This window comes from Flavobacterium sp. 2755, assembly GCF_031455715.1.
In the GTDB taxonomy this organism is placed as follows: domain Bacteria; phylum Bacteroidota; class Bacteroidia; order Flavobacteriales; family Flavobacteriaceae; genus Flavobacterium.
Genome location: NZ_JAVDTG010000001.1, coordinates 460,995 through 473,245, shown reverse-complemented (window position 1 = coordinate 473,245; position 12,251 = coordinate 460,995). Strand labels below are relative to the sequence as shown.

Below are 12,251 nucleotides of genomic sequence, written 5' to 3'. Positions count from 1 at the left end.
ATGAATCCCATTCCATTATTTAATAAATTAAAAGAAGTAATTCCTTATCTCGATAAAGAATGGAAAACAAAATATGCTTTGTTTTTAATCGACGAAAATCTCTATCTCTTTGCTGTTAACCTTATTTTCTTCCACAATCAAAATGCAGAAGTTTCTAGAAAACCTTTTTTTAAAGAGGAAATTATAGTTTCGATACAAGACAAAATGGTTTACTTCAAAAAAGTTTTAGAGGATTTTGAAAATAATTCAGATGAAATAAATTCAAGTCTTATCAAAGCTTTAGAAGAAACACCTTTTGATATTATTTTGCTTATTTTGGGACAAAGATTAACTTCGGCTAGCAAATGTGACGAAACCGGAATTCCTCCTTCAAAAGAAAATCTATTCGAAAGTTGTTTTGCACCTTTTAATAATGAAATTTCTGTTGTTGAAAGAGCTTGGGAAAAACATGTGGGCAGAAAAAATGTCAGCAAAAGTATTTTGGGAGAAATAAAAGGAAACCGCAATCAAAAACGGCTTATGGTAGAAAAATTATTGAACCACATGATTGGATATAAAACTTGGTGGAATATATTTTATCATTACAAACATGATTTGGTATACGAAATCAGATTGAGTAACGGACAAGGAATGCGCTGGTCTGCAGATGGGAAAAAATTCATAGGCTTTTTAGAAGATTTTTTAGAAGAATAAAATGGAAGAAAATAAAAAATATGCTTTTAGTAATGAAGAATGGGAGACCTGTATCAAGGTTCTGAAAACATTAAAAGAAGTTCCGCTTGATAATCCTGATAATGATTTGTTTTCGGGATTGATTACTAAGATTCATAAAAACGCAAAAAAGAACTTGCGCAGCGCCAGTTATACTTCCAAAAGAAAAGAGGATCTCAACACAATTTTAAATGCCGAATTAGTATCAAAAGCATTAAACGGAGAAACATTATTTGCCGAAAAAGAAAATCCGGATGAGCAGCAGTTTACAGCATTAAAATTGCCTAAAAACTGTTATTGCTGTAACCAGCCATACAAATTTGCACATAGTTTTTACACACGCCTTTGCCCGGAATGTGCGACAGAAAATTATGAAAAACGTTTTCAAAAAATAGATTTAAAAGGAAGAAACGTCATTTTAACCGGCGGAAGGGTAAAAGTAGGATTTGCAACAGCCTTAAAATTATTACGTAATAATGCCAATGTTGTGCTTACAACACGTTTTCCGGCACTCGCTCTGGAACAGTTTCGTCAGGAAAATGATTTTGAACTTTGGAAAGAAAACCTAATTGTATACGGCTTAGATCTTAGAAATTTAAATGCCATAAACGATTTTGTTTCATTCTATAAATCTAAATTTCAAAGCGTAGATATTTTGATCAACAATGCTGCGCAAACAATAAAATATCCAGATGAATATTATGTGCCTTTAATTAGCAAAGAAAATAAACTGCTTTTAAATTTTAAATCAAACGGAAACCTTATTGCCAATCAAACCAATGTTGTTAAGGAAGTAAAAGCTCTAGAATACGGTTCTGATGAAAAAACAGAACTCAAGTTAACACGTTTTGGACAGCCTGTAGATAATCGCGAAAAAACAAGCTGGAATTCGACTTTAGAAGAAATCAGCATGTATGAACTGGTTGAGGTAAATTTAATCAACCAAATTGCACCTTATTTTTTAATCAAAGAATTAAAACCTTTGTTTCTTAACTCTGTTTTTCAGGAACGTTTTATAATAAACGTAACTTCATCTGAAGGGATTTTTAGTTATACCAACAAAACAGTTTTTCATCCGCATACCAATATGACAAAGGCGGCGCTGAATATGATGACGCTAACTTCTGCCAAAGAATTTGTCGATGATTCTATTTTTATGAATAGTGTTGATGTCGGCTGGATTTCGACCGGAGCCAAGGAAAGTTTACGGAAAAAGCAATTTGAAGAAGGTTATATTCCGCCCTTAGATTCTGTCGATGGAGCCAGCAGAATTTTGGATCCCATAGTTCAGGGAATAGACGGAAAAAGTATATTTGGGGTCTTGTTGAAAAACTACAAAGTTTCGGCCTGGTAAAATTTAGGATAGTAGTTTAATTGGAAAAATATTCCCACCAAAGGAAAAGTTTTGGGTTCGAGTCCCAACTATCCGCTAGGGTGTTAGCTCAATTGGAAGAGCGACAGTTTGCTAAACTGGAGGATGCAGGTTCGAGTCCAGGCACACCCTTTTTTCAAAATTGAAAGATGAAGAGAAACAAAGGTTCAAAGCTTAAAACTTTGTGGCTTTGTGACTTTGTGGCATTTATACAAAAAGGTGTTAGTTCAACTGGAAGAACGCTTGTCATGCAAGCAAGAAGCTGCGGGTTCGAATCCCGTACACCTTACTTTTTTAGGTTCAAAGCTTAAAAAAACTTTGCGTCTTCGCGACTTTGCGAGATTAAAAATACCAGCTTTAAAAACACGTGTTATTACTTGGTTTTAAGCTTTTTTGTTTAATTACATTTGAAACAAATCATGAAAGAAAAAATACTTCAAAAATTAAAAGAAATAGAAATACAAAAAGATGTAGAAATACTCTTTGCTGTAGAATCAGGAAGCCGCGCCTGGGGATTTGCTTCTCCAGACAGCGATTATGATATTCGTTTTATATATAAACACAAACCGGAATATTATTTATCGCTTTGGGAAAAACCAGACGTAATAGAATTCATGACCGAAGACGATCTTGACGGTTCAGGTTGGGATTTACGGAAAGCCGTAAAATTATTAGCAAAATCTAACGCACCTTTGATCGAGTGGTTGTTTTCGCCAATAGTGTATTACCAAAATGATGATTTTGTTAAACAAATGCAGGACTTAGCCGTAGAATGTTTTTCGCCAATAGCAGTTTTGCATCACTATTTAGGAACAACAAAAAATTTTATGGAAGTATGCGAAATGGAACAAGTAAAACTAAAAAGTTATTTCTATGCCTTACGCACCGCTTTAGCAGGAAAATGGATAATAGAAAAGAATAGTTTTCCACCCGTTGCTTTTGTCGATTTATTGCCAATTGCACCACAAAACATACAAGATAAAATAATAGAATTGCAACAAATAAAAGCTAGCCAAGACGAAAAATATTTGCATCCAAAAGAAGTTTTAATTACTGATTTTTTATTGGAAACTGTTCAATTTAATCAGGTAAATGCAAATAAGTTGGGAAGTGGAAAAAAGTTGAGTGAAGAACTGAATTTGTTTTTTAGGGAAAATGTAGTGCATTTTTAAAATGAAAGAGAAAATTATATATAGAGGAAATAGAAATGAAAAAGTTCTTTTGGAAGAAGAACTTAAAAATGTAAAAGCTTACTTTAAAAATTATTATTGCGATAATAATTTAATAAAAGTTGAATATATCTCATCTAATGGGCAAAATAATTTTATTACTTATTATTTGCAACAAAACGAATCAATAGAAGAAAAACTATTAGAGAATAATCAATTTTTAAATAGAAATTTTTATCAAAAATTATTTGATAAGTTAGGTTTCTCGGTTTATTTGTTTCAAAGTTATGATTTCAGAAATCTTGAACAGCAATCGATTATAATAAAAGATAAAGAAGAAAAATTAATAGTAAAATCGACTAAGAGTTTGATAACTTATCAGAACTCAGGTTATTCCAAAATAATAAAGAGCGATGCTAAATATTCGACTTTAAGCAGTAAGGTTGAAGAAAATTCAATTGTTAGAGTTAATTATTTTGAAAACGGAGATTTTGAATCAGCATATTTTTCTAATGAAAATTTAGAAATGAATCTTCAGGAATTTTTATATATAAATGACTTTTCGGAAAGGTATGATTTAAGAATTGATAAAGATTTTTTAAAATCATTTTTTCCAGCAATTCCAAATTCAGATTTTAAGATTCCTAAAATCTTCATTGAATATTCAGATTATTACAAAAACAAAATATCATACAAAGAAATTTTTATTGAACGATTCTTTCATAAAACTTTGTATTTAGATAAAAAGAAGCTATTGGAAGAAAAATTTGAGTATGGAAAAGTAGTATCAAAAACACACTATTTAAGCATTGAAGAAAACATAGAAAACTTTTTAAAAGTAATGCAAAATGGAATAGCGTATTGCTTTTATCATAAACCTGTAATCAAAAATAATTGCACTTGCTGGGAAGTTATACAGTATGACGAAAAAGGAACTCTAATTGAAAAAAGAAATGAGGTATACAATTATCAAGATCAATTGATTAGTGTTAATTATCTCATGAGTAATGAATTTAGAACTCATTCCTTAATAAAGTATTGTTATAAAAACAATTATGAATCTCAAATATTGAGCATTTTTCAATATGATAATTCCGGAGTAATATCTTATAGAGATGATTGCGGTTTTGAGTCTGATTCTATGTGGGAGGATACAGTTTGGGAAATGCCCAATCTAAAATTTGAAACTTATATTAGAAGAACAGAAAATAGCTTTTTTAAAACTTTTTTTTCGGAAGTTCCAGAAAGTTCAAAAGAAGAAATAGAAATTATTTATAAAAACCATTTTGGCCAAGTTATTTCAGAAGTTGAAATTAACAAAGTATATGAATATCAGAAAGAAGTAAAAATAAATCAGCTTACAAAAGAAATTAAAATCTATAAAAATAATTCCTGCTCTTTTGTAGAATATTATTGTTCTGATCAGGAAAAACTGGAAGATTTCGAATTTCATTATACAAGTAATTATATCGTTTATCATAATAAAAAGCACCAAAATGGATATTTTGTATATGATATTTTTGAAAGTATAATTGAGACATCTAAAATTGAACATTATAAAGGCATTTTAGTTCAGGATTTTTTTGGCAGAGAAATTACGCGGGTTGTTTATAAGAATAATGCAATGGATTTAAAGTATGCCAGAAAAATTTGTTATGATAATTTTAAAAGAGAATTAGGTTATGATCATAATACTGTAATTGTAAATTTTGAAGATTCTACTAAAGTTTTAAATTATTATTCTAATGAAACAATATACACTGAAGAAGAGTTTGAAAAAGAGCTATTTAGTAGTTTGAATAAAACTAACAATTCTTTTTTTAAATCAATTTTTCCGTTTGTTCCTGAAATAGAAGCAAGAATTTATGAACCATTTACTTTTAAATTGAAACTCAAAAAACAAGAAAATTCTTTTGAGCCTGAAGAAACAAAATGTCTTTACGATTCTAATGGAAAATTAAAGTACTTAAGTGATGGTTATAAAAATTGGGTATTTTTTAAAGATTTAGAAGAAGTTCAATTAAAAAAAGAAGAATTATTATACTATGATTATAATCTATTTTTCTACAATTTAAAATTAGATGGAGATATTATATCATACGATTATAAATATAATTTGGAGTTTGAAAAAAATAGATTTAAAGAATTTGGAGGTAAATTATTTTTAAATGCAAGGACTTCAGACTTTAGTTGTGAATCAGATGACAGTAGGTTTTCTTTTAGAAAAATATATTCAGCTAATATAGAAGAATATATATATGCTTTTTATTTAGATAAAGAGGAAGTATGGAATACGCGAACAAATTTTGAAAATTTGATTTTCTTTTTGAAAGAAGCCTTGTAAATAAAAATTAAGTTAACATGACTATTCACGATTTAAAATCCCAAAACCTAATCCTTTTCGAAATTATTTCGGGAAGTAAATCTTTTGGGTTAAATACGCCAACTTCGGATACTGATATAAAAGGCGTTTATTATCTGCCAAAAGAAAAATTCTTTGGGTTAGATTATATTCCGCAAATAAGTAATGAAACCAATGATGAGGTCTATTACGAAATAGGCCGTTTTGTAGAATTATTGCTTAAAAATAACCCTAATATTCTGGAGATTTTAGCTTCGCCTGAAGATTGTATTTTATACAAACATCCGTTAATAGAGAATTTAAAAATAGAAGATTTTCTATCTAAACTCTGCAAAGATTCTTTCGCCGGTTATGCTGTAACGCAGATCAAAAAGGCGAGAGGATTAAATAAGAAAATTGTAAATCCGTTGCCAAAGGAAAAGAAAAGTCTTTTGGATTTTTGTTATGTTTTAAAAGATTACGAAACGGTTTCTTTATTAGGATTTCTTCAGGAAAATAACTGGAATCAGGAACAAATAGGTTTAGTAAATCTTCCTAATTCAAAAGGAATGTTTGCAATGTTTTACGACGAAAATAAAACTTTAGGTTACAAAGGAATTATTCAGAAAGAAAACTCAAATGAAGTTTCTCTTTCATCAATTCCAAAAAATGAAAAATTGATTGGTTATTTATCCTGTAATCAAGATGGATATTCGAAATATTGCAAAGAATACACCGAATATTGGAACTGGATTGATAAACGAAATGAAGACCGTTATAACACAAATCAGCAGCACGGAAAGAATTATGACAGTAAAAACATGATGCACACGATTCGTCTTCTGCAAACCGCTGAGCAGATTCTTTCAACCGGAAAATTGAATATTCGTGTTTCAAATCGGGATGAATTATTAGATATAAAAGCAGGAAACAAAGAATATGATGATTTACTCGAAAAGGCTGATAATTTAATCGTTTCAATTGAAAATTATTATGCAACATCAATACTTCCTGAAAAACCAGACGAAGAAAAAGTAATTCAAACTTTAATTAAAATTAGAGAAGAATTATACCAATAAAAATAAAAAATGCGCAAAGTGATTTGCGCATTTTTTTATAATTCAATTTAGAAAATCCCTATTTCCCTTTCATCAATTTTTCTAAATATTCAACTTTATCTTTTTCAGCCTGAACCAAACGTTCATAAAGTTCCACAACTTTATCAAGAGGATTGAAAGTACAATTATAATTAGGGCCATTTACCTGACCTTGATTAGAACTATTATCATAAAAAGTATTGAAATAATTAAATACAGATTCTTCCGAAAAGTTTTCAATAGCTTCAACCGTAACACCAAGTGCTTTTGCAATTTCTTTAAGTTTTGCAGGATCAACAGTTTAACTCTGTTCGATCCCAGAAATAGCTTGTTGGTTTGTACCAATTGCCTGCGCAAGTGCTTCTTGTTTCATTCCTCGAAGTTCTCTTATTCGGCTTATGTTTCGGCCAATATGTTTGGGTTTAGTTGCTGTGCTCATAATTCAAAGATATTTAAAATTTTTGACAAAAATAACTGCCCGTAAAATACAAGATCGATTTGATAAAATACAATTCTTTTGTTTTTTGAAAGAGTAAAAATACTCTTTTTCTTATTTTAATAGAAAGATTTAACAATTAATTCTAGCCTTGAAAATACAAATTTGAAGTTTGTTTGGAATAATTTTATCAACGTATTTTGAGAACATTTTTTTATAATAAAAAGATTTTATTTTAAGAAATTCGATAAAATAATTTATTAATTTACGGTTTTTAAATAACGCTTGTTTTACAATATAAAATGAAAAAAAGTCTCAAGTACATTGATGGAAATTCAAATAAATTCTGGGAAATAAACGTGATTGAATCAGCGTTTACAGTAACTTATGGGAAAAACGGAACTTCAGGAACTTCGCAGAGTAAAAGTTTCGGCACAGACGAAGAATGTTTGAAGGCAGCCGAAAAACTAGTAAACGAAAAACTTAAAAAAGGATATTCTGAAAACGGAGAAGTTACAGTTTCTTCAACACCTAAAACGGCGAAAGCAGAAAATGCAACAGCCATTTTACAGGAATATGACGATATTATAAAAGCAAAAAATGTTGATTTAATGCTTCCTTTTCTTAGGGAAAAATCAAAAGGAAATATTGAAGTTTTAAAAAAGCATATTAAAAAATGTAAACGTTACTGGATGACGTATACCGATTTGACAAAAGATCCAGGTTATGTAAAAAAGGATAAACATGATTACGGCTGGGGAGTAAGAGGTGATCAAAAACAAAAAGAAATTATTACGTTGAGCGCCATAGCTTTGTTTGATAAAACAGATATCACTACATGGGATGAGGTTCTTCCTTTGCTCGATGAACTGGATTTTAAAACTTATATCTTAGACACTTTGCTTTGGGCGAAACCTAATTGGCTGGAAACTTTTATTTTAGACAAAATAAAAAGACAAGACTGGGTAAGTGTAAATTACTATATTCTTCGTAAGCTTGAAGAAGAAAGTTTAATACAATTTAATCCTGAGCTGTATGCTTTAAGTATAGCAACAACCAATGAATGGCGTGCAAAAATGAAAACCAGAGTTTTTATTGCCAAAATTTTAGAAGATAAAATAACCTATCAAAGAGATATTCCAGAGTTGTTTAATTACGAAACTGGACTTCATAATGTATTTTTTAGAGATAATGATAAGCAGAAATACGATGAGTTTACAACTTGGGGGATCATTTACAAATCATTATTGAATGAAAATAAAATGGGTCGTGCTTTCTTTTTCGAAAATGCCATTCAGATTCAAACCAAAGAATGGAATAACAATATAAAATCATTTTTTAGAAAAAGAATCGAAGAATTTGGAGCTACAGATGAAGAACTGATTCCGTATCAGGAAAATATATTTTCACTTTTGCACAATGCATATCCGCCAGTTACAAGCTACGGAGTAGAATTGGTTAAGAAAATATACACACATCCGAAATTTAAAACGAAATCATTTCTAGAATGGCTGGAGCCAATGATGATGCGAAGCGATTGCAAAGCTGGAATCAAAATTGCCCTGCCAGTTTTAGAAAAAATAAGTAAAACTAATCCGAAATTAAACAATCAGATTGCTTCGATTATTGCAGATATTTACGTTATCGCCGATCTGACTTTGCAGGAGCGAGCGAGCAAAATCCTTCTTAAAGTAGGTTCTGCAAAAGATAAAGTTTTGAAAGAAAAACTGTCTTCGTATGTCACTTTAATGCAGGGAAACATCAAATCAGGTTTGAGTGCGTTTTTGAATGAAGAGGCGTTGGTTTTAGATGATTCCGGTCTTGAAGAATATCAATTCGAACCTAAAAAAGAATTGCTGTTAGCGGAGGAAGTAGAATTGCCAAAAGGTTGGAATGATATTGTTTTTCAGTTTGGAAACTTCATCAGTTCAGAAGAAATTCTTGATACCGAAATCTTGATGAATACTTTTATTCAGCAAAGAGGTTTATTTCCTGCCGATTATAATGCACAATTACAGCCGTATGAAAAACAATTAAATAAGCAATATTTTGAAAGTATTCATAAAAATTTTATGAGTTCATTTCTAACTCAAAAAATAGCCAATATTAATGGGGTGTTTGATAGTCAGAAAAAACACTATTCAAAAATTAATACTCCCGCATTAATAAAACCTTTATTAGAAAAAGTACAGCAGAAAATAGACTCAAACTCTAAATTGGAGCTGCTTTCTTTTCCGAGCCATAAACCGTATTGGGTTGCTCCAAAAGTTTTGTTAGAAAGGATCATTGCATACCAAAAAGCAAATGAAGATATTGATTCTGTCGATTTAGCCATTGCCATTGCAAGAATGCCGAGAGAAAATACAGAAGAAGCGATTCTATTATTAGATCAAATTGAAGGCGAATTAAAACCTTTAATGTCATTTTGTTTAGGTGTGGAGGATAAGCTGGTGATTGATTCTGTTTCGTTAGTATCGAAACTTCTGGCGACTTTTGGGAAAACCACAAAAGAAAGCGGAAATTTATCTTTATGGGGAGTCGCGGCACGAACATTTTATCCGGAAAACACATTTGCAGAATTTGAAAACACTTATTTAAAAGATGTTCCGTTTGTGGTTTCGCCTTATATACCGCAAATTAAATTTAAAGAACAATGGAATGAATGGAGAAATTATCAAACTAAAGAAAAAGAAAGATCTCCATCTTGGTATGAACTTCGTTTTGATATGCCTAATTATACCAAAATTCCAAATTATCTTATTTACAGCCAAGATATTTACACCAGATCAAATAGTTGGGATTACAATTTAAATCATGCCGGCAACACTTATTACTGGCATAGTTTAACGCCGCAAAACCCAGATGCATTAGCATTAACTTTATTGAATAACTGCAGACTTCCAGATGGTTCTAAACCAGAATTAAGAGGTTTTCTGGATGTAATGAACAGACCTGAATTTAGATTTTCTGAAAATGCTTTAATTTTATTTGCAGCATGTTTTTTTCAAGAGAAAAAAGATTTAAGATTATTAGCATCTGAAACCCTAATTAACCTTCTGGAAAAACAAAATTTAGATGTTGAGAAATTTGCTCATAAAGCGGCATTTTTAGCTTCTGGGAAATATGGTGCTTTCTCACGATTAACAGACGGAATTATTGCGTTAAAAGATATTTCTCCTTTGCATAATAGTGCTTTATTTAAGTTTTTCAATGCCTTTTTTGCTAATTTGGATGTAAAAGAAAAACTACCGGCTAATTTCAAAAAAATGGTAGAAAATTATGTCGATGTTTTAATTAAGACCAATCAAAAACCATCAGAAAAAACAATTGCTTTTTTTGAGGAATGGAAAGATAATGCTTCGCTTAAATCATTGATTAAGCAAATTTTAAAATAAAGGAAATGATAGATTTAGAATATAATTATGAAGGAATTTCGACTTACAGCAAGGCTAAAGGAATTAATAATTTGGTTTTGGCGCATCAAACCGAAATTGAGGAAGTAAACAATATTCCATGTTTTTTCTGGGGAAGCTTGACTGATCCTTATATAACCGCAAAATGTTGGAGTACGATTGCCAAAGTTGTGCGTTCAAGTTTTGGACCGATTCCACCAAGTCTTCGTGATCCAATTGTTTCTGCAGGATCGGAAAGACTGCGTTTTGAAGGATTTTCTTCTTGTAACGGAGTTTACGTAAGATTAGACATGAAACCAGAAGCAGTCGATGGAGAATTTATTGCGAGCGGAACAACCAATGTCGATTTCAACGATCCAATGCTGAATGCATTAAATGCTATTCAGAAAAACGAAAAAGTAACGCTAGCAGTTGGTCAGCAGGATGTTCAGGTTATTACGAGCAAAGCAAAGGTAGTGGAGAAAAAAGTCACTCTGCCAATGCGCTGGATAAAAGGCTTAACAAGTGTTCAGCTGTATTTAGCCGATATGGATTTGAAGTTTGAATTGAATAAAATACAAACGATTCAGCTATTTCAAAGTTTACCCAAAGGAAGTGTGAAAGGCGATTTTTTTATAACCAAAAGAGCGGGTAAATTTATGTTTTCTACTTTGGCAACAGTTGATAGTGTAAGAGTTGGAGGTGTACAAAGATTGCGATTATTGGAAGGAATTCTTTCTATAGTCGATAAAATTTTCGTTTACGAATCATCAGACAAACAGACTTGCTCGATTGTATGTGAATTTGGTAAAATGCAATTGTTGATGGCGTTTTCTCCAGATTCATATCGTGGATTTTCAGGTGAAGGAAACATATTGGAAACCTTGACCGAAAATATGCCAATAGAATGGGTTTACGGATTAAATAGTCTTCTGAAATCAAATGAAATGTTTGACCCAACGATGCTTTCTATAGAAAACGATATTGATTTCGGAACAATGGATAATCTGACTTCGAATTTATCTTCAATGGGATTATTAGGATACGATTTAACAGAAAAAGCTCATTTTTACAGACGTCTTCCTTTTAAAACAGAACGCATTTTATCTCTAAATCCGAGGTTAAAAAATGCCAAAAAACTAATCGATAACGAAGAAGTAGAAATAGTAGAACGAAAAGCTGATTATATTGAAGCTAAAGTAAAAGGTTCTGGTGTGGTGCATAAAGTAATTATTGACCATAATTCTCAAAAATGTACATGCGATTGGTTTACTGCTTATCAGGGAAAACGAGGAATTTGTAAGCATATTTTAGCAGTTAAAATGACCGTTTCCTAAAGTTGAAAAAATAAATATGTTTTTTAATTTTCATAAAAATTTGTTAATTTAAGAAATAAAAAACTACATTTGCAACCGAATTTAAAACAAAAAATACAGATGATACTTTCAGTAAGACAATATTTTGATCACTTAGCAGGAAATCTTCCGGCTAAAATATCAGGATGTATCATGTATTTTTATGAAATTGAAATTTAAATTTTAGAGTTCAACTCAACATAAAATATAAAAGCGTCCTTATTTCGGGACGCTTTTTTTGTTTTTAGGCACTTCGACTTCGCTCAGTGTGACAATAAAATTGGCGAGAATGACAAGAAAAATGATAAAAAAGAAACCATAACTAAAAATAATTAAAAAAATAATTGACCAAATGTTTAATGCATAATCTAAATAGCG

General features: G+C 30.7%; 7 protein-coding genes, 3 tRNA genes and 1 pseudogene. 10 read left to right on the top strand and 1 reads right to left on the bottom strand.

Annotated features, from left to right (window positions below; translation table 11 throughout):
* The 8 genes from J2Y38_RS01935 (at position 1) to J2Y38_RS01900 (ending at position 6,672) form a co-directional block, all read left to right on the top strand.
* Positions 1 to 693: a hypothetical protein gene (locus tag J2Y38_RS01935; protein WP_309839076.1), complete on the top strand. Its 693-nt coding sequence runs from the start codon at positions 1 to 3 to the stop codon at positions 691 to 693.
* 1 nt (position 694) lies between these two features.
* The gene (locus J2Y38_RS01930) at positions 695 to 2,065 is read left to right on the top strand and encodes an SDR family NAD(P)-dependent oxidoreductase (RefSeq protein WP_309839075.1); all 1,371 of its coding nucleotides are present in this window, start codon (positions 695 to 697) and stop codon (positions 2,063 to 2,065) included.
* Between the two features lie 5 nt (positions 2,066 to 2,070).
* Positions 2,071 to 2,141 (top strand) — tRNA-Trp (locus J2Y38_RS01925).
* A gap of 1 nt (position 2,142) precedes the next feature.
* Positions 2,143 to 2,216 (top strand) — tRNA-Ser (locus J2Y38_RS01920).
* 83 nt (positions 2,217 to 2,299) lie between these two features.
* Positions 2,300 to 2,372 (top strand) — tRNA-Ala (locus tag J2Y38_RS01915).
* Between the two features lie 130 nt (positions 2,373 to 2,502).
* Positions 2,503 to 3,255, top strand: a complete 753-nt coding sequence (locus J2Y38_RS01910) for a nucleotidyltransferase domain-containing protein (protein ID WP_309839073.1) — start codon at positions 2,503 to 2,505, stop codon at positions 3,253 to 3,255.
* 1 nt (position 3,256) lies between these two features.
* The gene (locus J2Y38_RS01905; protein WP_309839071.1) at positions 3,257 to 5,596 is read left to right on the top strand and encodes a hypothetical protein; all 2,340 of its coding nucleotides are present in this window, start codon (positions 3,257 to 3,259) and stop codon (positions 5,594 to 5,596) included.
* A 17-nt stretch (positions 5,597 to 5,613) separates the two neighbouring features.
* Positions 5,614 to 6,672: a DNA polymerase beta superfamily protein gene (locus tag J2Y38_RS01900; protein WP_309839069.1), complete on the top strand. Its 1,059-nt coding sequence runs from the start codon at positions 5,614 to 5,616 to the stop codon at positions 6,670 to 6,672.
* A 58-nt stretch (positions 6,673 to 6,730) separates the two neighbouring features.
* Here J2Y38_RS01900 and J2Y38_RS01895 read toward each other — a convergent pair.
* A pseudogene (locus tag J2Y38_RS01895) lies at positions 6,731 to 7,129 on the bottom strand (helix-turn-helix domain-containing protein).
* Positions 7,130 to 7,428: 299 nt separating this feature from the next.
* Here J2Y38_RS01895 and J2Y38_RS01890 point away from each other — a divergent pair.
* A complete protein-coding gene (locus J2Y38_RS01890; protein WP_309839067.1) occupies positions 7,429 to 10,521 on the top strand; it encodes a DUF6493 family protein in 3,093 nt (1,030 codons plus the stop codon).
* 5 nt (positions 10,522 to 10,526) lie between these two features.
* On the top strand, positions 10,527 to 11,855 hold the full coding sequence (locus tag J2Y38_RS01885; RefSeq protein WP_309839066.1) for an SWIM zinc finger family protein: 1,329 nt from the start codon (positions 10,527 to 10,529) through the stop codon (positions 11,853 to 11,855).
* Positions 11,856 to 12,251: the final 396 nt, after the last annotated feature.

Coding starts and splice junctions, on each gene's coding strand:
- J2Y38_RS01910 (WP_309839073.1), top strand. CDS start 2,503: ATGAAAGAAAAAATACTTCAAAAATTAAAAGAAATAGAAATACAAAAA.
- J2Y38_RS01900 (WP_309839069.1), top strand. CDS start 5,614: ATGACTATTCACGATTTAAAATCCCAAAACCTAATCCTTTTCGAAATT.
- J2Y38_RS01905 (WP_309839071.1), top strand. CDS start 3,257: ATGAAAGAGAAAATTATATATAGAGGAAATAGAAATGAAAAAGTTCTT.
- J2Y38_RS01930 (WP_309839075.1), top strand. CDS start 695: ATGGAAGAAAATAAAAAATATGCTTTTAGTAATGAAGAATGGGAGACC.
- J2Y38_RS01890 (WP_309839067.1), top strand. CDS start 7,429: ATGAAAAAAAGTCTCAAGTACATTGATGGAAATTCAAATAAATTCTGG.
- J2Y38_RS01935 (WP_309839076.1), top strand. CDS start 1: ATGAATCCCATTCCATTATTTAATAAATTAAAAGAAGTAATTCCTTAT.
- J2Y38_RS01885 (WP_309839066.1), top strand. CDS start 10,527: ATGATAGATTTAGAATATAATTATGAAGGAATTTCGACTTACAGCAAG.